Source organism: Lactobacillus sp. ESL0233, from assembly GCF_003692995.1.
Lineage (GTDB): Bacteria > Bacillota > Bacilli > Lactobacillales > Lactobacillaceae > Lactobacillus > Lactobacillus bombicola.
Map to the genome: position 1 here is coordinate 33492 of NZ_REHH01000004.1, position 25866 is coordinate 59357.

At 34.2% G+C, this 25866-nt stretch carries 21 protein-coding genes and 1 CRISPR repeat array; of the genes, 20 read left to right on the top strand and 1 reads right to left on the bottom strand.

Features of this window, described 5'->3' with window-relative positions; genetic code table 11:
• Positions 1–88 precede the first annotated feature (88 nt).
• The 4 genes from cas9 to csn2 all read left to right on the top strand — a co-directional run bounded on the left by cas9 (position 89) and on the right by csn2 (position 6326).
• Positions 89–4279: a type II CRISPR RNA-guided endonuclease Cas9 gene (gene cas9, locus F5ESL0233_RS01050; RefSeq protein WP_122058324.1), complete on the top strand. Its 4191-nt coding sequence runs from the start codon at positions 89–91 to the stop codon at positions 4277–4279.
• A gap of 187 nt (positions 4280–4466) precedes the next feature.
• The gene (gene cas1 / locus F5ESL0233_RS01055; RefSeq protein WP_122058325.1) at positions 4467–5378 is read left to right on the top strand and encodes a type II CRISPR-associated endonuclease Cas1; all 912 of its coding nucleotides are present in this window, start codon (positions 4467–4469) and stop codon (positions 5376–5378) included.
• Positions 5356–5661, top strand: a complete 306-nt coding sequence (cas2, locus tag F5ESL0233_RS01060; RefSeq protein WP_199692567.1) for a CRISPR-associated endonuclease Cas2 — start codon at positions 5356–5358, stop codon at positions 5659–5661. The genes cas1 and cas2 overlap by 23 nt, the downstream gene beginning before the upstream one ends.
• The gene (gene csn2 / locus F5ESL0233_RS01065; RefSeq protein ID WP_122047691.1) at positions 5658–6326 is read left to right on the top strand and encodes a type II-A CRISPR-associated protein Csn2; all 669 of its coding nucleotides are present in this window, start codon (positions 5658–5660) and stop codon (positions 6324–6326) included. Before cas2 ends, csn2 begins: the two co-directional genes overlap by 4 nt.
• Before the next feature lie 32 nt (positions 6327–6358).
• Positions 6359–6989: a CRISPR direct-repeat array (repeat unit 36 nt; unit sequence GTTTTAGATGGTTGTTAGATCAATGATGATTAGAAC).
• A 103-nt stretch (positions 6990–7092) separates the two neighbouring features.
• Here csn2 and F5ESL0233_RS01070 read toward each other — a convergent pair.
• Entirely contained in the window at positions 7093–8007 is a 915-nt protein-coding gene (locus tag F5ESL0233_RS01070; RefSeq protein WP_122021259.1) for a proline-specific peptidase family protein, read from the bottom strand.
• Between the two features lie 160 nt (positions 8008–8167).
• Here F5ESL0233_RS01070 and F5ESL0233_RS01075 point away from each other — a divergent pair, with 160 nt between their 5' ends.
• The 16 genes from F5ESL0233_RS01075 (at position 8168) to F5ESL0233_RS01150 (ending at position 25789) form a co-directional block, all read left to right on the top strand.
• Positions 8168–8854 (top strand): PAS domain-containing protein, encoded by a 687-nt coding sequence (locus F5ESL0233_RS01075; RefSeq protein WP_122058326.1) that lies wholly within the window; start codon positions 8168–8170, stop codon positions 8852–8854.
• A gap of 193 nt (positions 8855–9047) precedes the next feature.
• Complete coding sequence (locus F5ESL0233_RS01080; RefSeq protein WP_090093690.1) at positions 9048–9497, top strand: DUF3290 domain-containing protein; 450 nt, start codon at positions 9048–9050, stop codon at positions 9495–9497.
• Positions 9498–9509: 12 nt separating this feature from the next.
• A complete protein-coding gene (locus F5ESL0233_RS01085; RefSeq protein WP_182431375.1) occupies positions 9510–10145 on the top strand; it encodes a DUF421 domain-containing protein in 636 nt (211 codons plus the stop codon).
• Between the two features lie 13 nt (positions 10146–10158).
• Positions 10159–10986 carry a Sir2 family NAD-dependent protein deacetylase gene (locus F5ESL0233_RS01090; protein WP_118898279.1) on the top strand — a complete coding sequence of 276 codons (828 nt, stop codon included), beginning with the start codon at positions 10159–10161 and terminating at the stop codon, positions 10984–10986.
• Positions 10986–11939, top strand: a complete 954-nt coding sequence (locus tag F5ESL0233_RS01095; RefSeq protein WP_122058328.1) for an exonuclease domain-containing protein — start codon at positions 10986–10988, stop codon at positions 11937–11939. The genes F5ESL0233_RS01090 and F5ESL0233_RS01095 overlap by 1 nt, the downstream gene beginning before the upstream one ends.
• A 95-nt stretch (positions 11940–12034) precedes the next feature.
• A complete protein-coding gene (locus F5ESL0233_RS01100; protein ID WP_090093683.1) occupies positions 12035–12901 on the top strand; it encodes a DNA/RNA non-specific endonuclease in 867 nt (288 codons plus the stop codon).
• A gap of 350 nt (positions 12902–13251) precedes the next feature.
• Positions 13252–14337, top strand: coding sequence for an ABC transporter ATP-binding protein (locus F5ESL0233_RS01105; RefSeq protein ID WP_122058330.1), 1086 nt, complete (start codon positions 13252–13254; stop codon positions 14335–14337).
• Positions 14337–15203, top strand: coding sequence for a carbohydrate ABC transporter permease (locus F5ESL0233_RS01110; protein WP_122021265.1), 867 nt, complete (start codon positions 14337–14339; stop codon positions 15201–15203). Before F5ESL0233_RS01105 ends, F5ESL0233_RS01110 begins: the two co-directional genes overlap by 1 nt.
• Positions 15203–16027, top strand: a complete 825-nt coding sequence (locus F5ESL0233_RS01115; protein WP_122058332.1) for a carbohydrate ABC transporter permease — start codon at positions 15203–15205, stop codon at positions 16025–16027. The genes F5ESL0233_RS01110 and F5ESL0233_RS01115 overlap by 1 nt, the downstream gene beginning before the upstream one ends.
• On the top strand, positions 16011–17306 hold the full coding sequence (locus F5ESL0233_RS01120) for an MBL fold metallo-hydrolase (RefSeq protein ID WP_122058334.1): 1296 nt from the start codon (positions 16011–16013) through the stop codon (positions 17304–17306). The genes F5ESL0233_RS01115 and F5ESL0233_RS01120 overlap by 17 nt, the downstream gene beginning before the upstream one ends.
• A 48-nt stretch (positions 17307–17354) precedes the next feature.
• Complete coding sequence (locus F5ESL0233_RS01125; RefSeq protein WP_122058336.1) at positions 17355–18665, top strand: extracellular solute-binding protein; 1311 nt, start codon at positions 17355–17357, stop codon at positions 18663–18665.
• Positions 18666–18962: 297 nt separating this feature from the next.
• Positions 18963–20267: an extracellular solute-binding protein gene (locus tag F5ESL0233_RS01130; protein ID WP_122058338.1), complete on the top strand. Its 1305-nt coding sequence runs from the start codon at positions 18963–18965 to the stop codon at positions 20265–20267.
• A 108-nt stretch (positions 20268–20375) separates the two neighbouring features.
• Positions 20376–21293 (top strand): magnesium transporter CorA family protein, encoded by a 918-nt coding sequence (locus F5ESL0233_RS01135; protein WP_090093670.1) that lies wholly within the window; start codon positions 20376–20378, stop codon positions 21291–21293.
• 14 nt (positions 21294–21307) lie between these two features.
• A complete protein-coding gene (locus F5ESL0233_RS01140; RefSeq protein WP_122058340.1) occupies positions 21308–22210 on the top strand; it encodes a serine hydrolase in 903 nt (300 codons plus the stop codon).
• A gap of 136 nt (positions 22211–22346) precedes the next feature.
• A complete protein-coding gene (locus F5ESL0233_RS01145) occupies positions 22347–22910 on the top strand; it encodes a TetR/AcrR family transcriptional regulator (RefSeq protein WP_090093666.1) in 564 nt (187 codons plus the stop codon).
• Positions 22911–22924: 14 nt separating this feature from the next.
• Entirely contained in the window at positions 22925–25789 is a 2865-nt protein-coding gene (locus tag F5ESL0233_RS01150) for an MMPL family transporter (RefSeq protein ID WP_090093664.1), read from the top strand.
• The last annotated feature ends 77 nt before the right edge of the window (positions 25790–25866 follow it).

Genomic DNA, 25866 nt, shown 5'->3' on the forward strand with positions numbered 1-25866 from the left:
TCAAAAATTAATAGTGAATGCGTTATCTTTCAGAGTTATTATAATAAAAGCAAATAAATTAAATGTGTTTTTAGAAGGGGGTCTTGTAATGACTAAATTAAATGATGATTATATTTTAGGTCTCGATATCGGGACCAATTCTTGTGGTTGGGCTGTTACTGATAAAAAAAATAACTTATTGAAATTGCGCGGCAAAACTGCTTTGGGTTCGCACTTATTTGAGGAAGGTCATTCAGCAGCTGATCGGCGTGGTTTTAGAACAACCAGAAGACGACTTAAACGTAGAAAGTGGCGTTTAGGACTATTAGAAGAAATTTTTGCTGAGGAAATGGCACAAGTAGATCCGAGCTTTTTTGTACGATTACATAAATCTTGGATTTCACCATTAGATAAAATGCGTACCACGTACCCAGCAATTGTTTTTCCCACAGCAGAGGAAGATAGCGCATTTTATAAGAAGTATCCAACTATTTATCATTTGCGACATGCTTTAATGACTGAGGATAAGCGCTTTGATTTGCGTGAGATTTTCTTAGCGATTCATCATATTGTTAAATATCGTGGTAATTTCTTGCAAGACACGTCTATTAATAACTTTAATGCTTCAAAGATTGATGTGGGTCCTATTTTAAGTGATTTAAATAATAGTTATCGTCAATTAACAGATGAGAATCTGGATTCAATTCAGTTTAAAATTGAAAATGCAGGACAAATTGAAGCTGTGATTCGCGGTCAAGATGATGAGCGTACTCTGTATAAGTCAGATAAGGTTAAGAAGATCGCACAGTTATTAGTTGATTCAAGTGACAAAGCAGCTAAGAATGTTGCTAAGCAAGTTGCCAATGCCATAATGGGTTACAAGACACAATTTGAGACAATTTTAAATAAAGAAATTGATAAAAGCGATAAAGGAAGTTGGGAATTTAAACTAACCGACGCAGATGCAGATGACAAATTGGAATCGCTTTTAACTGAGCTAAATGAGCAAGAGGAAACAATTATTGCCGAAATTCGTAAGTTGTTTGGCGCAATTACATTAAGTAATATTGTCTATGAAGGGATGACCTTATCACAATCCATGGTGGAAAAATATAACCAGCATGGTAATGATTACAAGCTACTTAAAAGTGTGGCTAAGAATCATCATGATAAGCAAAAAGCTGAAAATCTAAGACTTGCCTATGATTTATACGTTAATTATCGTCATGGACGGTTGCTTGAAGCTAAAACAACATTAAAAAAATGGCATAAGGGTAGTGGTGTTTTAAGTAAAGAGGAATTTTATAAAATAGTCCAAGATAATCTCGATGATTCTGAAGCATCTACCCAAATTATCCAAGAAATTGAACAGGATAAGTTTATGCCTAAACAGCGAATTAACAGTAATGGTGTAATTCCTTATCAGCTTCATCAAATTGAGCTTGATCAAATTATTGCAATGCAGAGTAAATACTATCCATTTTTGGCTGAATCCAATCCAGTTGAAGGGCATCTAAAGCAGGCGCCCTATAAACTTGATGAGTTAGTAAGATTCAGAGTGCCATATTATGTTGGTCCAATGATCACTACTGATAAACAAAAAGAAACATCAGGTAAAAATTTTGCATGGATGATTCGCAAAAGCGATGACACGATAACACCGTGGAATTTTGAACAAGTAGTAGATACTCATCAATCAGCCAGAAAATTTATCACGCGGATGACAATTAAGGATACCTATTTGCTTGGTGAAGATGTTTTACCTGCTAATAGTTTGCTGTATCAAAGATTTGAAGTCTTGAATGAACTTAATAATGTTAAGGTCAATAATAAGCGACTCAATCCGCAACTTAAGCAGTCAATTTATGAATATCTGTTTATGCAAAACAAAACAGTTAGTTCCAAGAAATTAACCGATTATTTGAAGCAAAATTATCACCTTAAATATATTGAAATTGAGGGTTTAGCAGATCCCAAAAAATTTAATTCTAGTTTATCTAGTTATTATCAGCTTAAAAAAATGAAGCTTTTTGATAAGCAACTTGATGACCCTAATTATCAAGCAGATTTTGAAAAAATAATTGAATTATCTTCGATTTTTGAAGATAAAAAGATATACCAAGCAGAACTGCATACAATTAAGTGGTTAACAGAAGAACAAATTAAGACTTTAGCCAAATGGCGTCTAAAAGGTTGGGGGCGTTTATCAAAGAAATTATTGCAAGAACTACGTGATAGCAATAAGAAAAATATCATTGAATCATTGTGGAATAGTCAAAAGAACTTTATGCAAGTTGTTACACAGCCAGACTTTAAAGCAGCAATTACTAAAGAAAATGCCCAAGTTACTGAAGATAATGGAATTGAAGCTATTTTAGCTGATGCATATACTTCACCTGCTAATAAGAAGGCGATTAGACAAGTAATAAAAGTAGTTGATGATGTTGTCAAAGCAGCTGGCGGCAGGGCTCCAGCACAGTTTGCAATTGAATTTACACGTGAGCCTGATAAAAATCCAAAGTTGTCCCAATTAAGAGGTAGTAAATTACTCAAAGCTTATCAAGATACTGCAAAGGAAATTGTAGATAAAGACCTAGTTAATTCTTTGAAGAATAACATGACTGCTCGAAAACTAGATCAAGATAAGTATTTCCTCTATTTCATGCAGGGTGGCAGGGATGCATACACTGGTAAAAAAATTAATATTGATGAAATTACATCACGCTATGAAATAGATCATATTTTACCGCAGTCATTTATCAAAGATGATTCATTAAATAATCGTGTTTTAACTTCTAAGGCACTAAATGCAGCAAAATCTGATGATGTGCCATATAAGCATTTTGCTAATAAAAGTATAGCCGATCTTAACATGACCGTTGGTGAAATGTGGAAAAAATGGCAGGAAGATGGCTTAATTACTAAACGTAAGCTAGGGAACCTTTTACTAGATCCTGACCATATGAATAAATACCAACGTTCTGGATTTATTAATCGACAATTAGTTGAAACAAGCCAAATTATTAAACTGGTTTCAGTTATATTGCAAAGCAAATATCCTGATTCTGAAATTGTTGTGGTTAAGGCCAGTTATAATTCTGCTTTACGTAAAAGGTTACAGTTATATAAGAGTAGAGCGGTTAATGATTATCATCATGCACTTGATGCTTATCTGTCAGTTATTTGCGCTAACTTCTTGTATCAAGTTTATCCAAAATTACGACCGTTCTTTGTTTATGGAAAATTCAAAAAGTTTAAAGAAAGTGAAAAAGTACAAGATGAAACTATTGAACAGGTAAAGACTTTTAGTTTCATTTGGCCATTATTGCAAAAAGATACTAAAGAGCGAAAAGCACCGGAAGAGATTCGAGAAAACAACAGCAATCAGATAGTCTTTTATAAACATCCAGATATTTTTGACAAATTACGAAAAGCTTATAATTATAAATATATGTTAGTATCACGTGAAACCACTTCAGAAGATCAAGCAATGTTTAATATGACTATTTATCCACGTGCTGAGCGCGATACTGCTAAAACTAGAAGCCTAATTCCGAAAGGTGAAGGATTAGATACTAAAATTTATGGTGGTTATAGTGGCAATACTGATGCCTACATGGCTCTTGTTAAAATTACTAGTATAAAAGATACTATCTATCGGGTAGTAGGAGTACCAATGCGCGGTCTTGCGAATCTTAAGAAGGCTAAAAAAGTTGGAAATTATAATGAGGTTCTTAAGCAAATCTTAGAGCCCTTAATAATGTATGACAAAAAAGGAAAACCTAAACGTGGTGTGAAAAGCTTTACCATTCTTGCTGGGCATTTATTAAATAAACAAGTAGTCATTGATGGTGATCGAAAATTTGCACTGTCAAGTTCGGCGTATATGTATAATGCAAAACAATTAACTTTGTCGCAAGAAACAATGCGGATTGTTTCCGGCCACATTGAGAAAACTGAAGACAAAGATACACTATTTATCTCTGCTTATGATGAAATTTTAGCAAAAGTTCATAAATATTTACCATTGTATAATATTAATAAGTTTATAGAAGGTTTAGACCAGGGGCGCGAAAAATTTATTAATCTCGAAACTAACGATAAAGCGAAAATTTTGAAAGAATTGTTGAATGGATTACATGACAATTCTCAATTTGGTAATCTTAAAGCAATTGGAATTAAAACTCCATTTGGTATGATGCAAATAGCGAATGGTATTATACTTTCATCTAATGCTAAGCTAATTTTTCAATCACCGACTGGTTTATTTGAAAAGAGAGTTAAAGTTACGGATTTATAAAGCAAAAAAAGCCTCCGCTATAGAGCTGAGGTAGGACGATAAATATCGCGTTAAAACTTACATCAAATGATGCTTGTTTGATTTTAAAATTTGGTTGTTAGATCAATGATGATCAGAAATCATCTGTCAGGAGCTACCTGACAGATGAATTATAACATTTTTGGTAAAAGATGCAAGGAGGACTTCTATGGGATGGCGTTCCGTAATTATTACCCAACATGCGAAATTAACTTATACAATGAACATGATGGTTGTACAAACGCGTGATGGTATTAATCAAATACCAATTGAGGATATTAATTTACTACTAGTCTCAACGACACAAGCAGTAATTTCAAGCGCATTGATTAGTAAACTAGCTCAAAATCAGGCAAAAGTAATCTTTGTGGATGAGAAGAGTAATCCAGTAACTGAGACAGTTGATTATTATCCGGGTGCTAGAAAAATGAAAAAATTGGTTAAACAAGTTAATTGGGATAAGGATCGCAAAGAAAAACTTTGGACAATGATTGTTAATAAAAAAATCACAAATCAGATAAAGGTTTTAGAAAATTATCACTTGAATACCCAAACTGTTTATGATGAACTGAATCAATTGGAATTAAATGATTGCAGTAATCGTGAAGCGGCTGCTGCAAGAAAATATTTTATGATATTGTTTGACAAGACCTTTGTTCGCCGTAATCCATGTGCAATTAATGCTGCTCTTGATTATGGTTATGCAATTCTACTGTCGAGTTTTAATCGTGAAATTGCAATTAATGGTTATTCTACTTATTTAGGAATTCATCACTGCTCTGAAGAAAATCAATTTAATTTGGCATCAGATTTAATGGAGCCTTTTAGACCATTTGTCGATTATTGGGTTAAGGCTAATGAGAAAATCAAGGAGTTAGCGCCAGATATTAAGTATGGGTTAGTTGAACTATTGAGCTTGGAAATTAATTTTAATGGTAAAAAGACGTTGTTAACTAATGCAATTGCAGACTATACTCGCCATTGTTTAACTTTTCTAAGTAATGATGATTGCGGGTTACCAGAAATGGAGATGAGCTTAACAAATGAGGTACCGAATAATGCGTTTAATGATAATGTTTGATTTGCCAACGGAAACAGCGCAACAAAGAAAAGAATACCGACAATTTCGTAAGAAGTTAATTAATGAGGGGTTCTTGATGATACAGTATTCTGTTTATGTTCGCGTTTGTGTAACGCGGCAGACTGCCCAATTTTTAGAAAAGAGAGTTAAAAAATTTTTGCCTAAAGGTGGTATAGTACAGTCATTAATGATTACGGAAAAGCAATATAATGATATGCATTTTTTGGTAGGGAAACCTATAGAAGATGTGCGCAATCTGTCGGATAGGACGGTGATTCTATGATTTTATCGTATTCGACGCACAAGAAATGGATATTGACTAACTCAGGCATAAAAATCATTGCCACGCAAAGTCCAATTGCTTTTCGTGATTTAGTGCAGGCATTTCAGTGTCAGAATGAGATGATAATTTGTACGAATGATAGTTATGATTCACTTGATATTGCTAAAACATTTGATTTTGTTGGTGATCCACTTTTGAGTGGCGACATAATTAAAAAATATATGTCAAATATCTTGAATAGTTATATTGCTAATATTAATGAAAATAATCGAAACCGAATTTTTACTGCATTACAAAATTTAGAAGTAGCTATTGATGATTCACTAATGCTGGAAGACTTACCATTAATAATTAAGTTTGATGATGATTTGAAAAAACTATTGAAATTTTTTGATTTACATATAGATTATGAAATTACTAAGAGTCCCTATGCTATAATAGAAATGATTTTTAAAATTCATCAATCATGTAACTTGAAATCGATCCCTGTGATGTGTAATTCAACACACTATTTAGAACAGGATCAATTGCTAGAGTTATCAAGTTTAGCCAAGCAAATGAAGATGATGGTAGTTCTTTTAGAGTTTGCTTCCCCAGATTTATTGGTTGTACCTGAGGGTGTGCAATTTTATTATATTGATCAGGATCTAATCGATTTGTACTGACATCTATATTAAAACTTTATTATAAAATATCGGTTTTAGATGGTTGTTAGATCAATGATGATTAGAACTCCCCATAGCGACAACTTGCTGCAAATTACGTTTTAGATGGTTGTTAGATCAATGATGATTAGAACCGCAAACCTTATGCAAGAACCCCTAGCCGTTGTTTTAGATGGTTGTTAGATCAATGATGATTAGAACACTGCTGTTCTACGATCACTATTTAAGTTAGTTTTAGATGGTTGTTAGATCAATGATGATTAGAACCGGTGGCATGCTGCCACGGCACCAGGCAAGGTTTTAGATGGTTGTTAGATCAATGATGATTAGAACCAGGACTGCCTTGGAGCACCATCAATAACTGTTTTAGATGGTTGTTAGATCAATGATGATTAGAACTAAAAGCTTAGAAAAGTCACTTAAAGAATTGTTTTAGATGGTTGTTAGATCAATGATGATTAGAACTAAAAGCTTAGAAAAGTCACTTAAAGAATTGTTTTAGATGGTTGTTAGATCAATGATGATTAGAACTAATAAAACAATTAAAGAACAAGCGAGGTAGTTTTAGATGGTTGTTAGATCAATGATGATTAGAACTGACAGAAGTTGAATTTGCTGGCACACCACGTTTTAGATGGTTGTTAAATCAATGATGATTAGAACTTGCAATACTTTGATTGTAGTTTAAATAACGTTTTAAATGGTAGTCAGAGCATATTAAAAGAACTCAATTCGCAATGACGGAATTGAGTTTTTTTAACTGATTTTATTTACCTAAAAACTGATTACTTTCAACTTCACGGATAAAGTCGGCCAGGTGCTTGTAATAAACATCTGGATTATCAACCATGTGGTGGTGCCCACCATCTGGCGTAGTTACAAGTTGGGCGTTAGGAATTTCTTTTTGCATAATTTTGGCTGTTGCAATTGGCATTGTTTCATTCTCACCAAAAGTAAGTAAAGTTGGTACTTTAATATTTTTTAATTGCTTTCTAAAGTGCCAGTCTTTCAATTTTCCAGTAATGACAAATTCATTATCGCCTTGAAAAGCATTATAAACAGCACTACCGCCAATATCTTGTAAATGGTAAAGTTTTGATGGCTGCCGCCGATCAACAAAATTAATATTAAGAATATTAACATCTTCTTGGTAACGTTGATTGTCATAATCATTGCTAGCTTCACATTCATGCATAAAGTCAATTTCAGTTTGGGGCAAAATTTCTTGACGACGGCGATTAACAGCGGCAACATATTCATCAATTTCATCTACCATTGACGAAATAATTGCTCCCTTCAAGTGTTTACCATACTTAACTGCATATTCTTGAACCAGCAGACCGCCCCAACTCTGACCAATTAAGTAGAAGTTATCTAAGCCTAATTTGTTGCGAACTTCTTCTACTTCATCTAAAAAATATTCATAAGTTAAATATTTGTTAGCAATTTTGGGGTCTGTATAATCTGGTTGATCGGAGTAAAGCGAGCCCAATTGATCATACATTGTAACTTGTACATTAAGACCCTGCTTTTTCAGTTGCTCAGCCGTGTCTTCCCAATATTCGTGATTACCGCCCGGTCCACCATGTAGAGCTAATAAATGAATATCGCCTTGTCCTTGCGTATTGGTCCATAAGTGATAACCATTATCTAACGTAATAATTTTAGTGCCAGTTTTCATAGTTTGCTCCTTTATTTTTATAATTTTACTTTTAAGCTTATCATAATTAAGATAAAAAGCACGAAGCTACAAATCAAATTGCTATGTATACCATATATTAGCGCTTTCATGTTATAATTGCTTTAAAAAATAGTTACTTGTCGGGAGGAAAAAAGAAAAAATGACCGAACCCAAATGGCTTAAAGACATGGATAGAGCTGAATATTTAGAGGAAGATTTTGCGGCTAGTGATAAGAGTAGGTATACTGTCAGTGGAATTGATAAAGATGATCCAGATTGGTTAGAAAAGGCAGCAGCAAAAACTAATGCGGCAAGTGGTGACGATTACGTCAAACTTGATTGTGGTTTATTAACAGTTAATCAACTTAATTGGATGTTGCGGAATACGATTGGTGAACTAACTTTTGTTGATGATAACAACCAATTTTTATGGTATAACCGTCCAGTTGATGAGCAGGCTAAGATGAAGGCTAAACGAGTACCAGCACAAGTAGGGAGTTCAATGGGCGCGGTGCATCCGCATATTGGTGAGGTGATTCCTGCAGCTAAAAAAGTAGTTCATGCTTTACGTCATAAACAAGCTGGACATGATGCGGTCTATATGCCTGTACCGACTGGTAATTTACAAGAACTTATTTTGCACTATTATAAGCGAGTTGAGGATGATGAGGGACACTACGTTGGCATTTATGAATGGGTACAAGATATATACCCCTTAGTTAAATACTTTTGTGAAACTACTGGTCAAAAATTAGTGATTGATGAAGATGCAAATACAGGTGCAACTTACCGGAATAATTCAAAGCCAGATGGTCATACTGGCGCATCAACTAAGGCTGGTGATTAAAATTAAATATTTCTGAGTAGTGAGCAGCACCTGTCTGCTCACTTTTTGTTATACTATTACTATATGTGATTATTAACTTGGCTAATCAAACTTAAATAACTATAGGCTTTTATAGATGGTTAAATAGTAAGATTAGTTTTAAGCGTATTATCGGGAGTTATCTAGAGAAAATTTTAGCAGAGGTGGAATTATTATGGTTTTTTACACGCTTAAGTATATTGAACAAAATCAAAATACTAATAAAACAATCTTATATGCGTTGATTGCGATTGCAGCACTTACTTTAATTGCTTTTACTGCACTTTATTTGCGCCATCGCTTTGATACGCGTTATCGTGATTTGGGGATAATAGCTTTATTATTTCTCTTATTATTTGTGGGTACTCAATATGAAGAGTACGTACAAACTAACTTAGTTAAATCACAGTCGGAACAAATTGCTCCGTTCATTAAATCTGTAGCTAAAGATAATGGTGTGGCTGTTTCTGATGTTTTGGTAAATTCAACAACATTAAAAGATGGCATAATTGTAAGAATTAATTCTAAAGATATTGACTATCAGTTAGAACTGAATAATGATAACAATACATATTCTTTGAAACAAGCTCATGTAATTAACCACGACGTTAATATAAAAGACTAGGAGGCAATCAGGATGGATTATACGCAACTTTTTATTAAATTTGTTTTAGGTGTGGTAACATTAATCTTTCAAATTAATGTTTTCGGTAAAAGTAACATTGCTCCAACTACTGCCTTAGATCAACTGCAGAATTATGTTTTAGGTGGCATTATTGGTGGCGTAATTTATAATGCTAATGTTAGTGTATTGCAGTTTTTATTAGTTTTAATCGTATGGACATTAGTAGTCTTTATTTTGAAATTTGCCCGTGAGCATAGTAACTTTGTGCGAACAATAATTGATGGCAAACCTATCCAAATCATCAAAAATGGCAAAGTACTGGTTAAAAACTGCTTGACAGTTGGAATATCTGCCAATGAGCTAATGTTTAAGCTCCGTAGTCAAGGAATATATTCTGTGGATAAGGTTAAAAACTGTATCTTTGAAAAAAATGGACAGCTTACTGTAATTAAAAAGGATGAAAAAAATCTTCATTTTCCGCTTATCAATGATGGCCAAGTTAATGAAGATGCATTAGAATTTTTGAATAAGGATGAAGCTTGGTTAAAACGAAAGATTAAAGCAGCAGGCTACCAGGACTTTAGTGATATCTTTTTAGCTGATATTGAAGATGGTGAGGTTTCTTTTACTGATTACAAGCAAAAATAGAAAAGAGCTCTGAATGGAAAATTTGATTAAAGCGCAACAGCTAGTTAACGAGGCCGAAGTAATAATTGTTATTGCTGGAAATAAGTTTGCTAAATTAGAAGGATTGGATTTGTTAGGACAAGATAGCTTTGACCAAGACTTTCCGTTAATTGCCAAAAAGTATGACGTTCATTCAATTGGTTCAGCATTAGATTTAAAGGAACTAGCCTGGTCTGAAAAGTGGTTTATTTGGAGTCAGTTAATCAATAAGTATTCGCTCATGTATAAACCAAGTGCGACAATGAAACAATTAAAAGAGCTTCTGAACAAGAAAAAGTACTTTATTGCTACTGCTTCATTTGGTAATTTTTTTGAAAAAGCGGGTTTTAATCAAAATCGAATCTTTAACATTTTTGGTAATTGGACTAACATGCAGTGTTCTAGTGGAATTAATCATGGTTTAAAAAATGCGACCAAAGTTGCTACCCAAATTGCGGCAACTACAGTTTTAACAGATATTGAAAAACTTATACCTAAGTGTGCTGTTTGTGGACAACCGCTGGAAATTCATCTGCCAATTACTTCACATTTCTATCCTGATAGTGATGCTAACGCTCGTTTTCGTTGGTTTTTAACTGGAAATGAAGCTACAAAAACTGTTTTTTTAGAGCTTGGCGTTGATGAAACAAGTCCGCAATTATTTGAACCAATTATCCACTTAGTGGATGAATATAAGCAATGGTCATATGTTGCAGCAGATTATACTCAAGCTATGTTGCCGTTAACATTGCAAAACCGTAGTGCCGCTGTTAATACTGATTCAGCTAGCTTAGTTCAAGCTTTAATTGAGGGGAACAAGTAATGAGTATCTTTATTGCGAATGGTATTTTACATGTTTCAGATGCCCAAAACAAATTGCGCGCTAAAGGGCAAGAACAGCCAGCATTTATTGATGATTATACTTTACTAGATATTGAAACCACCGGGCTTAATCCATACCGTGATCATGTAACCGAACTTGGGGCAATTAAAGTTAGAAATAACAAAGTCGTTAATCAATTTAGCCAATTAGTGGTTTATCCGCGGTCTAATCATGTGCCCACTTTTATTACTAATTTAAATGGAATTACCGAAGAATTGTTATGTAGTAAAGGTGTACCAGTAAAGACAGCGATGGCGGAGTTTCGACAATTTATTGGTGAGGACATTATTGTGGGCTACAATGTTAATTTTGATTTAAATTTTCTGTATGATTTAACCCAAAAGTTTAACTTGCCGCGCCTCAGTAATGATTATGTTGATGTTTTACGTTTAGCTCGTGTTTATTATCCCTTTAAACGTAATCGATTGTTAGATTGTATGCAGCGAGCAGGAATTGCAGAAGTTGAAGAGCACCACGGTTTGGCTGATTCGCTTGCTACCAAAAAAGTTTATGATGACTTTCGCATGCACTTTACTGATCAATTATTAATGAAGGCACAAGCTAAGCTAAAAAATATTGATTTATTAGGACCTAAATTAGCACCAGCGGATCTAGGAATTCATCCTCCAATTAATAATAAAAAAATTGTATTTAGTGACGAGATAAGTATGAGTAAGTCTGAGGCTATCCAGATGGTTAATAATTTGGGTGGCCAAGGGCAAATTGCAGTTCAAGCTGATACGAACTATGTAGTTTTAGCAGATGAAGGATTTTTTAGTAAAAATAATTTTTTGTGGCAGCAAGCACAGAAATATAATCGAGCAGGAGCTAAAATTAAGCGCTTGTCTGAAAGCTACTTTTTAAATATGATTGATGAATGGGCTAGAAGTTAACTAAAAAGCAAAGCATTGCAGCTTTGCTTTTTTGCTGTTGCAAACAAAAGTTCGATTAGATATACTTAACTATTATTAGTTCAAGGAGTATTTGAATGGCACGTAGGCGAAAAAAAAATAGTAGTAATAATAATGACTTTTGGGCTCTAGTAATTATTATCCTATTTTTAGTTTGGTTTGTTATAACTAAGGGTGGGACCGATCCTAGTGGTCACCAGACAATCAACCAATTTACTCAAAATGAGCAACCAAGTGATAATAAAATTGACCATACCAAACCCGCAGCAAAGGCATATGGAGGTTTAGCTAAAGAAGATTATGATAAGTTAGCAAGGATTGATTTTAAAAGTGGCACAGCAGCTTATATACCTGTCAACGGCAATCATTCGACGTTAATTAAGGAGGCCTGGAAGGTCAATCGAGTCATTTATTCAAATTTAGATGATTTAAATCGCACTTCCCACTCTAATACTGCTTTTTTAGAAAAAAGAAATATTGCCAATGGTGAATTTCGGACGCGGCAATTTGTGGCGCCAACCGGTTGGCATTACAATCGCCGTAACGGCAGTCAAATTTATAATCGGGGGCACTTGATTGCTTATTCAATTTCTGCTGGAATTGACGCAGAGGGAAATTATAATCCTGATACTATGACTGGTGATCAAAATAACCCTAAAAATTTATTTACCCAATCAGCTTTTTCAAATCAAAAAGTGCAAACTATTTTTGAAAGTAAAGTTAGACAGGCGTTAAGACAAAGGAAACGCGTTATATATCAAGCAACGCCGATTTTTCGTGGCGAAGAATTAATGGCTCGCGGTATCAATTTACAAGCTATTTCTACCGATAATAGTTTAGATTTTAACGTTTATTTGTTTAATGTTGAACCTGGCTACTCCTTTGATTATAGCGATGGACGAGCAAGGATAAATCATGAAATGCAAGTGAGACAGGTATATTAATTATTTTTATAATTTTATTTTTGCTAATTTCTGTGAAAATAATAAAAAGATGGTAATTGTTCGGATAATCTGACTAATAATAAATAAGCGTAAAAATTAAAGCAGCATTATTGGATGTTGCTTTTTTTGTGTATTTTCATGTAGCAAAAATCAGAACATTTACTCCAAAAAAATATTAATAACTCCCTGTTTGAGAAGTTAAAACGAATATTATTAATAGGTGTTGGCAATTTTTTGGGGTATAAAACGAACTATTAATGCAAAGCCTTAGTTGTATTAAAACCGATTTTATTTTAAAATTAAGTAAAGAAGAGAAGTAATATGATACAAATTGATAGTGGTACAAATTTATGGATAACAACAAATTCGTTGAAGTAAAAAATCTGAGAAAGGTTTATGATAATGGTCACGAGGCGATTAAGAACGTAAGCTTTTCTGTTAAAAAAGGTGATTTGGTCTGTCTTCTAGGACCTTCAGGCTGTGGGAAAACTACTATCTTAAATATGTTAGCTGGCTTACTTAATCCAACTGCTGGTGAGATTCTTTTTGATGGTAAATCGATGGTTAAAGTTGCACCAAAAGATCGCCATATTGGGTATGTTTTCCAAAACTATGCTTTATATCCTCATATGACAGTTTTACAAAATGTAATGTTTCCTTTAACAGTTGGCAAGAACAAGCGCTCTAAAGCTGAAGCTAAAAAAGTGGCACAAAAGTATATGCAATTGACGCAGATTATGGATCTTGCTGATCAAAAGCCAGGTAATTTGTCAGGTGGACAGCAGCAGCGTGTTGCTATAGCTCGGGCTTTAGTTCAAGAACCAAAGATTCTTTTAATGGATGAGCCATTAAGTAATTTAGATGCTAGATTACGTTTAAAGATTCGTGAGGAAATTCGCTCATTAGTTAAATCAGTTGGTATTACTACTTTGTTTGTAACTCATGATCAAGAAGAGGCATTGTCAATAGGCGATAAGATTATCTTATTTAATGATGGGGTCATTCAACAAGATGATTTAGGGCAAAATTTCTATTTGGAACCAAATAATTACTTTGTCGCAAATTTTATCGGCAACCCAGTAATTGATAATTTTAAAGTTATTAAAACAGATCAGGAATTGCGTTCAAGCCAATTCACCATCCCACTTGCTTTGCTTGATGCCTCCCGCTTTAAGCGCAATTTGCCAAACGGTGAATATATATTATCAGTACGTCCTGAAAATATTACGCCCCAAAAAGATGGATTTTTGCGTGTTAGAGTTGATGATGTTGAATTAATTGGTCGGGAGCGAATCTTAAAGTTCACCTATGATCAAGTGCAAGCTCGGTCATTGATTAATTTAGAAGAGTCGATTCAACCAGGTGATGAAGTAACCTTACAGCTGAAATTTAATCGTATATTTATCTTTACACCAGGTGGGGAGCGCGTTTACTAATGGAGACAAATCAGAAAAAGGCATGGCTATTTTTAGCGCCAACCATTATTTTTGTTACGCTATTTAGCATTTATCCCATTCTGCGTGCATTGGGAATGAGTTTTCAAAGCGGCTCATTGATTGACTTACATTGGAGCGGTTTAAATAATTATCAGTATATTTTTCATGATCCTGAATTTTGGCTTGCACTTCGAAACACTGCTTTATATGCCATTATTTCTGTCCCACTTGGTTTAGTTATTTCGATTATGCTGGCTTGGATTATTTTTGATAAAGTTAAGCACCAATCATTTTTTGAAACCACCTTTTTTATGCCCTATGTTACCTCAACAATCGCCATTGGGATAGTATTTCGTTATATCTTTAATGGTGATTATGGCATGCTTAACTTTATTTTACGCTTATTGCATTTACCAGCTCCTAACTGGATTGATGATCCTGCTTGGTCATTGGTAACGATTATTATCTTTGGTATTTGGACATCACTAGCTTTTAATATTGTCATTTTAATGGGAGCATTACGTAATATTGACCCTAATTTTTATACCATTGCTGATATGTATGGTGCTAGCGACAAAGATAAATTTTGGCGGATAACTATGCCAGAATTGGTACCCACTCTAGCATTTTTACTAACAATGAATATTATTGGTGCTTTTAAAATTTATACTTCGGTTTATGCCTTATTTAATGGTCAAGCAGGAATTGGTAACTCAGGTACTACAGCTGTTTTTTATATTTATAATAAATTTCAAATTGTCGGTACTCCTGGTGTAGCAATGGCAGCAACAGTAATTTTATTTCTCCTCATTTTGTTTGCTACGTTCTTGCAACGGAAAATGATGAAGAAGATTGGAGAAAATTAATGAAACGAATTCGTTTTGGGGTTTTGATCAGTTACCTCATTTTGCTTATCTTTGCAATAATTACTGTTTTTCCTTTTGTTTATATGATTTTGGGTGGATTAATGAGCTTTCAGGAAACAACTTCAATTCCCCCGACCTTAATTCCGCATCATTTTGAGTGGAATAATTATGCGAAAGTTTTTGCTAGAGCGCCCTTTGCTCGGTACTTTTTTAATACAATTTTAACTGCAAGCGTGACAACTTTGGTTAGTTTATTTAACTCACTTTTAGGTGCCTTTGCGATGGTTAATTTGCGCTTTAAGGGTAAAGGCCTTGTGCAAATGATTTTACTGTCATTATTAATGGTTCCAGGAGAAGCAATAATTTTTACTAACTACAATACTATTGCAAAAATGGGCTTACTTAATACTTATATAGGTCTGGTCCTCCCCTTTTTAACTTCGATTTTTTATATGTATTATTTACAAAGCTATTTTGGGTCAATTTCAACAACTATTTATAAGGCGGCAATGATTGATGGTGCAAGCGATTGGGACTATATTTGGAAAATTCTTGTGCCCATGTCTAAAAGTGGTTTGTTCACAGTTGGCTTATTAAGTTTTATTTCTGGTTGGAATTCCTTTCTTTGGCCATTATTAGTAACTAATGAAGATACAATGCGCTTACTCAATAATGGCTTATCTTCTTTTGCTTCAGATGCAGGTAGTGAGACGCAATTGCAACTAGCTGCAGCTACTTTAACCGTTTTGCCAGTTTTAGTTTTGTATTTCATTTTTAGAAAACAGATTATTAAAGGGGTGGTACGTAATGACCTTAAAGGATAAAACAACCATTACTTTTTATAATGGGTTAACAACAATTGGCGGACCGATGATTGAGGTTGCTTATAACAAGTCACATGTTTTGTTTGACTTGGGTGAAGTATATCGGCCGGAATTAGAATTGCCGGATGAAAGTTATTCAACGCTAATTAAAAATCAGTTGATTGGGGATGTGCCTAACTTCTATGATCCATTACTTACTGGCCAGCCAATTGATTATCAACGTTGGGAGCACGCTGCAGCATATATGTCGCATTTACATCTTGATCATAGTAAAGCTCTGAATTTTTTGGCTCCAGAAATTCCGCTTTATGCTGGTCCACTTACAGCTCGGTTATTACCTGTTTTAAATGAAAATGGAGATTTTCTCTTGCCAGCAGCAGGGCACAAACCTAATTATACTAGGCCAATTATTGCGGCTAAGTATCAAGTACCAATTCATATCGGAGAAATAACACTAACCATTTGGCCCAGCGATCATGATGCATATGGTGCAACTGGTTTAATTATTACTACTCCCAATCAGACCTTGGCTTATACGGGGGATATCCGATTGCATGGTTATCATCCTGATTGGGTACATCAATTTTTAGCTGCTGCTAGGGGCTGTGATGCGTTAATTGTTGAAGGGACTGGAGTTTCTTGGCCTGAGGAAAAGCAGGTTCAACCTAGTGCAGAATTTACTGGTCCCAGAACTGAAATTGAGTTAACTGACCAAATCATCCAGCTTGAACGAGTTAATGAAAAACGACAATTAACTTTTAATACCTATCCAACTAATGTAGAACGGTTGTTACGTTTGCTTGAACTTTCACCGCGCAAGGTAGTGCTGCATGCTAAGAGAGCACATTTACTAAAAGAAAGCTTGCAACAAGATTACTTGTATTATTACTTGCCAGGAGAGCAGAAAATTGCAAATTTAAATCCGCAGTTGGCAGTTGATTATGAGAAACTGCTCGCTGATGATCATGAGTATCTCTGGCAAGTAGTTAAAAATTATGGTGATTTGCAAGTAGGAGGTTTATATATTCATTCTAATGCTGAACCACTAGGTGATTTTGATCCAGCATATGAGCCTTTTATACAGACATTAATGGATAGAAAGATTGAATTTAAAGCTTTACGTTGCTCAGGTCATGCGGATGAAAAAGAGCTTAAGCAAATTATTAGCGAGGTTCAACCTAAAGCACTTATTCCGGTGCACACACTGCATCCGGAGCTTGAGGAGAACCCTTTTGGAAAACGGATTTTACCAAAGCGTAATCAAACAATTACGCTTTAGTTAATCAAAAACTTGTTGTTTAATTTTTATTTTTGGGAGGTTTACCAAATGAAGTTTAGTAAAAAAATTATAGCAGCCTTTGCTGCTGGTATGGCTTTAATCGGGACTGCTGCTTGTTCTAATGGTAGTCATTCGTCTTCGTCATCTAGCACCGATAATTCTGAAAAAATTGCTAAAGTAACTAAGCAAACTAATATTGTTTTTTGGCACGGAATGACAGGTGTCCAGCAAGAAACGCTTAAGGGTTTAACTAAGGAGTTTGAAAAAGAAAATCCAAAGATTAAGGTTAAGTTGGAAAATCAGGGTGCCTATAATGACTTGCAGGCCAAGATTAATTCGACCTTGCAATCACCTAATAACTTACCAACAATTACCCAGGCTTATCCTGATTGGCTTTATACAGCTGCTAAGAATAAAATGTTGGTTGATTTAACGCCGTACATTAATAACAAAGCTGTTGGTTGGGGTGGTAGTAAAGCTTCTAATATCAAGCCAGCCCTACTTGACGGTGCCAAAATCGCAGGTACGCAGTACGGCATCCCATTTAATAAATCGATTGAAACTTTGACTTATAATGCAGATATTTTTAAAAAATATGGTATTAAAAAGGCACCGACAACAATGGCTGAATTGAAACAGGATGCTGAAATAATTTACAAAAAGAGTAATCACAAAGTTGTTGGTGCTGGTTTTGATTCATTGTCAAACTACTACACTTTGGGAATGAAAAATGAAGGAGTCGACTTCTCAAGTAAGATTGATTTTACCAGTCCTACTTCAAAGAAGGTAATTAACTACTATGCCGACGGTATTAAAGCTGGTTACTTCAGAGTGGCTGGTTCAGAACACTATCTTTCAGGTCCATTTGCTAACCAAAAGGTAGCAATGTTTATTGGTACCTCGGCTGGTGAAGGTTTCGTTAAGCAAGGTGTTGGTGATAAGTTTACTTATGATGTTGCTCCTCGTCCTGGAAAATACACAATGTCACAAGGAACCGATATTTACATGTTTAATCATGCAACAGCTGAACAAAAAGCTGCTGCATTTACATACATTAAGTTTCTAGTTTCTAAAGCTAGTCAACTTAAGTGGGCTAATGCAACTGGCTACATTCCAGTTAATCATGCAGCTGCTGATGCAACTGAATACAAAGATAATAAGCGGATTAAACTTCCGGCTAAGTTAGAAGATGCCATGAAGAATCTTTACAGCGTTCCAGTTGTTAAAGATGCTGGGGCTGCATATGGTCAACTTAATCCAATTATGCAAAATATTTTAGCTGCTGCGCAGAAGAAGCAAGATGTAGATAACGCAATTAATTCGGGTAAAGCAAAATTTGCGGCTGCTTGGAAACAATAAAAATTAAATAGCAATTAATTTAAAAACTAATAAGCCCTAAAAGTGTCTCACTTTTAGGGCTTATTTTTGTAATTAAATACTTAATTATTAAGATGAACAGGGCAATGGTGTATAAAAGATATATTTGATGTAAACGCATAAAAAGCGAACTTTATTATTGCCTAAAGGTATCAAGAGTAAATAAATACGAATTTTATTGTGCTTTTAATTGTAATTTAACCATTATTGCTTTACAATAAACAAGACTTAAATTTTACTAAGTTTAATTAAATATAGATAAATTTTGGAGGAAATAATATGAACTTTGCTAAAAAGCTAGCGACTTTTATCGTTGCTAATTTAGCTTTATTTGTAACTACAGCTTGCTCAAGCAATAAGCCATCCTCAACCGTTGATTCCAATAAAATTCCGAAAATAACAGAAAAGACTACGGTAACCTTTTGGCATGGGATGCAGGGAGCACAAGAAAATACTTTAAAAAGTTTAGTTCAGGATTTTGAAGAAAAGAATCCCCAAATAAAAATAAAACTTGAACAACAAGGAAATTATGATGATTTGCAAGCTAAATTAACGGCAACTTTGCCATCTCCTAAAAATTTACCAACAATTACTCAGGCCTATCCAGGTTGGTTACAAAGCGCTGCCCAAAATAAAATGCTTCAGAATTTAGCTCCATATATAAATAACAAAGATGTTGGTTGGGGCAGTAGCCAAGCTTCTGAAATTAAACCAGAATTGTTGGCTAGTGCCAAAATTAATAACATCCAATATGGAATTCCATTTAACAAATCAATTGAAGTGCTTGTCTATAATCCAAAACTGCTCAAACAATATGGCATTAATAAGGTACCAACAACGATGGCTGAATTAAAGCAGGCTGCCCAGACTGTTTATGAAAAGAGTCACCACCAAGTTGTTGGGGCTGGCTTTGATAATTTAAATAATTACTATGTATTAGGAATGAAAAATCAAGGACAAGCTTTTTCAAGTAAAATTGATTTTACAGGTGAAGAATCAAGTAAAGTTATTAATTACTTTGTTGCTGGTGAAAAAGAGGGTTACTTTAGAATGCCCGGTTCGGATAAGTATCTATATATTCCGTTTGCTAATCAAAAATTGGCGATGCTGATAACATCATCATCTACGGAAACTTGGATTAAGCAGGCTAGTAAAAAGGGTTTAACCTATGATATAGCAGCTCGACCGGGAAAGTATACTTTGCAGCAAGGAACAGATATTTATATGTTCAGCCGTGCTAGTGCAATGCAAAAAGCAGCCGCCTTTAAATTTATGAAGTTTTTAACTGCTAAAAATAGCCAATTAAAATGGGCTAAAGCAACTGGATATATTCCAGTTAATCAAAAGGCAGTTCAGGCTGATAGCTATCAAGCTAATAGTGAATTTAAATTACCAGCTCATTTAAATGAGCTTATGAATACCAACTCCTTATATAGTGTTCCTGTAATTAAAAATGCAAATGCAACTTTTGGTCAGTTAACACCAATTATGCAATCGATTTTAGTTGCTGGTCAAAAAAATCGAAATGTTGAACAGACTATTAGAACCGGCAAAATCAAATTTAATGCTGCTTGGCAGCAATAAAAAGCAGGCTAATGCCTGTTTTTTATTTAGTGTTTTTTTACTTGAATGGTAAGATAATATTGTTATAAAAATCTACTAATTGCTTAACTAAATAGCCAGGGGTGAAAAATGATAAAAGAGCAAAAATTTCCAGTAGCAACTAAATATAAATGGTTTGATATCAATAATTTAAGTGAAGATGATAGTGAAAAGCTACAAGATGATTTCAATTTTACTTCTGATATGATTTCATATATTTCTGATCGGCATGAGCGACCACATTATGACTACGACACTTATACAAAAATCCATTTATTAATCTATGACGTACCAATTTGGCCTACGCAAGTAATTAAACATTTTACGGCGCATCCCATTACTTTTTTAGTATCTGGAGAAAATATTTTTACTTTCCATACTGAAGCAACTGGTTATGTATTTGACGAATTTAATGATTATGCAATGCGACGAGAATTATCCAATTCTCAAGATGTGACTGAGTTATTAATGAAATTTATGTTATATGCCACACAATATTTTCAAAGAGCAATCACGCAGCTTGATGATGAGCGCAATAGTCTTGATAAAAAATTATCAGGAGATATTAATAATAAGGACTTAGTGGAATTATCAAATATTGAAAAGAGTTTAGTCTATTTATCTAGTTCAATCCAAACTAATTCAATGATGATTCATAGCTTAAAATTATCAGAATTAGATTTCACTAAAAAAGCACGCGAAAGTCTTGACGATGTTTTAATTGAATCAAATCAAGCCGCCGAAATGGTTAAAATTTCGCAGCAAGTAACAAAAACTTTGTCAGCTACATCCAATAATATGATGAATAATAATTTAAATGATACGATGAAGTTTTTAACTGTCTGGTCATTAGTTTTAACGATTCCAACAATTTTAACGGGCTTTTATGGCATGAATGTCAGTTTACCAGTAGGGCATAGTTCTTTGGACTGGGTAATAATTATCGTATTGACAGTTTTATTGATGGTTTGGCTAATTGTTCTAATGAAACGTCATCATTTTTTCTAAATTGAGGTAAATTTATGAAAAATAAAGTATTTGTTGGATCAATTATTACAACTTTACTAGCCTTTATGCTTTATACTGTTAATTTAAAACAGACTAAAAATGCAGATATTAAAATTATTGGACAAAGTCAAAAAAGAAATGGTAATAAGTCTAAGTCGATAAAAGAACCACATACTGCAGAAATAGAATATCCGCGCGAAGTTAAGATTACGGGTGGTAGTAAATTGGTCTGGGCTAAAAAAATAAAGCAGACAATGGGTAAAAAGCAAAGTTACCAAGTTTATTTAAAGGATCTTAATAATAATCAATTTGCTCAAGTTGCTAATATTTCCAAGGCTCACAGTGTTAATTCGGTTAGTCGCTTGTTTTTATTATTAACTATTTATTATCAAGAGCAACACCATAAATTATCTAGTAAAACGGTTATTAAGGTAAAGAAAGCAGATGTGGTAAAAGATGAAAAAATATTGCAACCAGGAATCGGCTATGGCATTACCTATTTAAGACAGGCAATGATGAATGGCAGTCAAACAGCCACTAATGTACTTTTAAGAAAGGTAAAACTAACCCAAGTTAATTTTGTTATCAAAAAAATGGGTTTAGTGGATACTAAAGTGAAACCTAAGTTTGTTGCAACAACCACAGCTAAAGATCTGGCTCAAATTATGATAAATCTTTATCAAAATAAGACCTTGAATAGGCAATACTCTAACCGGGTTTTAGGTGTCTTAAGTTCAGTTAAAAATAAGCCCAAAATTGGACAAACAGGCAGTGGATTAATTTATGCTATCGGTGACAAAAAAGCTAATGTTTCTCTGATTCAAAGGGGTGGGCATACATACTGTATGGCTATTTTAAGTAATAGTGATCATAATTTTAGTCAGTTAGGTAAAGTAGTTAATAAATTTTTTAAATAGTTTAATAAAAAAGAATTCAGTTTTTGAATTCTTTTTTATGTTATTAAGGATCTTAAAAATAATTTACAGATTGTAGATTGTATTCTTCAATGTGTAGTGCTATATTATTCACTATGCCGTAAAAGGAGGAGTGAAATTGGTAAAAAAAAGAAGTCTTGACCTGGATAAAATAATTACTAAGGCAACTGAATTAATTGCTCAGCGGGGTCTATCTGCTACTACCTTACCTAATTTAGCTAATGAATTAGGTGTTCGTTCACAATCTTTGTATCACTATGTATCAGGACGTAAGCAATTGTTATCTTTAGTTGGTGCGAGCCGAATTAAAGTTATGATTACTGTATTAACAGATAGTTTAATAGGTCTATCCGGGAAGGAAGCATTGCTTAAATTTGCTGATATTATTCGCAACTTTATTTTAAATGACCCAGCACTATTTAGTATCTTGTATCATTTGAATGAATATCAACAAGACGATGCGATTACACAAGAAATCATGAATGTAATTGCATTGGCTGATAAATTACATTTACGCAGTGACAGTACAGTTTCACTCCATTCTTTAATTGGCGCAGTTTTGGGTTATGTTTTTCTGGATGTTTCGGCATCGTTTGTTGGTGAAACTAGTGCCCAAGCTGATCAAGGTTATCATGAATTAGTTTTACAGTTAGTTCAGCCGAAAAATATTTTACAAAATTAGAAAGGAAAAGTAGAGTGCAAAAACTACTAAAAAATCATATTTTTTCATTAATTGCATGGATTTTAATTTTAATTATTTCTGTTGTGGCTTTGCCAGATATTACTGGGTTAACACGCGAGCACTCGAATGTTTCCCTGCCACAAGACGTTCAAAGTGAAGTAGCTCAATCAATTCAGAATGACTGGGGTCCAAAACAAAAAAATACCTATCAAATTGCGGTTGTTTTCAATAAAAAGAAGGGCACGATATCAGCAGATGATAAAAATGCGATTAATCAAACTGTAGCCAAGCTTAAAAACAACCAGGATGACTATGGTATTAAGCAAATATTGGCTCCTGATGATAACATTGCAACTAAGAATAAATTAAAGTCTAAGAATAATAAAACTTGGATTATGCAGATTAATGTTGCTAAAAATCACGCGCCAATTAATGAAGTAGAAAAAGAATTAACTAGTGCAGTTAAGACTAATGGCGTTAGAACTTATATCACTGGTGCAGATGTCTTACAAAATGCTTTTTCTAATTCGATTCAAGAAGGAATTAAAAAGACTGAAGCAATTACGATTGTCTTTATTTTTATCGTGTTGATTATTGTCTTTAGGTCACCAATTGTACCGTTAATCTCATTATTAACAGTTGGCGTATCCTTTATTACTTCTTTTTCAATTGTAACTAACTTAGTGAAATATCAAAATTTCCCATTCTCGAATTTCACGCAAGTCTTTATGATTATTGTTTTATTTGGAATAGGTACCGACTACAATATTTTACTCTATGATAAGTTTAAAGAAGATTTGGGTTTGGGTCTAAACCGTTATGAAGCAATGAAAAATGCACTAAAAGTTGCTGGTAAAACAATTTTATATTCGGGATCATCAATTTTAATCGGCTTTTCCGCCTTAAGTTTAGCTAATTTTTCTATTTATCAGTCTGCAGTTGGAGTTGCAGTCGGGGTCGCTGTCTTATTAATCGTTTTGTTAACGTTAAATCCATTCTTTATGGCGGTTTTAGGCAAAAAAATGTTTTGGCCAGTAAAGCAGTTTACTGGTGAACATGAAGACAAGTTATGGCACGGTATTTCTAAAGGAACATTAGCCCACCCAATTATTTATTTACTTGTTTTAGCAGTAGTAGTTACTCCTTTTGCTTTAATGTACTCGGGCAATTTGAATTACGATGATACTGATGAAATTGAAAATAGCGTTCCAGCTAAGGCTGGAATGCTAGTTGTTGAAAAAGACTTTTCTAAGGGAATGGCTGAGCCATCAGTTCTTTATATTAAAAGTAAGCATCGATTAGATAATGAAGCAGATTTGCGCCTGTTAGATCAGTTAACTAGACAATTACAGGCTTCAAAAGATGTATCTTTTGTAACCTCGGTTACCCAACCTTATGGCGAAAGTATTGATCAATTATATGTAAAGAATCAATTGGATACTGTTAATCAAGGGGTTGATCAGGCACGTGCGGGTTTAGGTAAATTGAGTCAAGCATCAAAAAAGGTTTCTGCTGGTGCTAGCCAATTAGCTAATGGTACCAGTCAATTGCAAACTGGTACTGGTCAACTTCAAAGTGGAGCTGGTCAATTGCAGACTGGCACTGCGCAAATGAGTAGCGGTCTTAATCAGTTGAATTCTCAATTACAAAGTGGGACGCAGGGACTAGCAGGTGCGCAACAACAGACTAAAGCGACCTTAGAGCAAAGTTATAAGGCCAATTTATCTAAAAGCATTGGTAGCTTACCTGGCTTAACAGCACAGCAAAAAATGGCTGCTATGCAAGCTGCAGGTGCTGCTCTTGAAAAATCATGGGCGCAAGCTTCAGCTTCAATGCCAGATGTTTCTGGACAAATGGGTCAGTTACAGTCTGGTGTTGGACGTTTAGCAACGGCTTCTGGGCAACTTAATACCGGAGCTACCAGTTTAAATGGTGGAATTGGTCAATTACATTCAAGTGTTGGTCAATTAGATTCTGGAGCTAACCAATTAGCTTCAAGTACCCCTAAGATTACTAACGGTGTTGATGAAGTTAACAGTGGATTAGGCCAGGGTGCTACTTACTTGACTGGACTAGCGAGTTCGTCTGCAGCAGATACCTTTTATATTCCAAGGGAATTTATTAAAAACGATACTTTCCAAACGTCAATTAAAAATTATCTTAGTCCTGACAAAAAATCAGCAATGTTAATGATCGTCTTTAAGTCTAATCCAAGTGGCACTGAAGCAACTAAAAAAGCCCAAGATTTAAGTTTAATGGCTGAAAAATCATTTGCTGGAACGCGCCTTAAAAATGCAGTAGTAGCAATGGGCGGCGAAAGCTCAAAAATTGCTGACATTAAGGAAGTTGCTAATAAAGATTTCATTAGAACGGCAGCTATTATGCTGATTGGAATTGGGATTGCCCTGATTTTTGTAACTAGATCTTTGTTACAACCGATTTATATTTTGGGCACATTATTGATTGCTTACTTCTGCTCATTATCAATTAGTGAATGGGTAGTTAAAGCAGTTCTAAATAAAGACATGATAACTTGGAATACGCCATTCTTTGGATTCATTCTTTTGATTGCTCTGGGTGTTGATTACAGCATTTTCTTGATGACACGTTACCGTGCTCTGGAGGGCAATAGACCTAGTGACCGCATACTTAAAGCCTGTGGAATTATTGGAACAGTTGTTATTTCTGCTGCAATTATTCTTGGCGGTACTTTTGCGGCATTAATTCCATCTGGTATACCAACTTTAATTGAAGTTGCTTTAACTGTAATCATTGGTTTGATCATTTTGGTCTTTATTATGCCAATCACTTTGTCTGCTGCAGTTAAGTTGACTTATGAAGGAATTTCAATGAAAAAGAATAGACGGGTAAAGGATTAATTTAACCAAGTCTTTTGAAAAGTAGTAATTATTAAATTAAGTAAAAAAGTACGATAAAGAAATTTTCTTTATTGTAC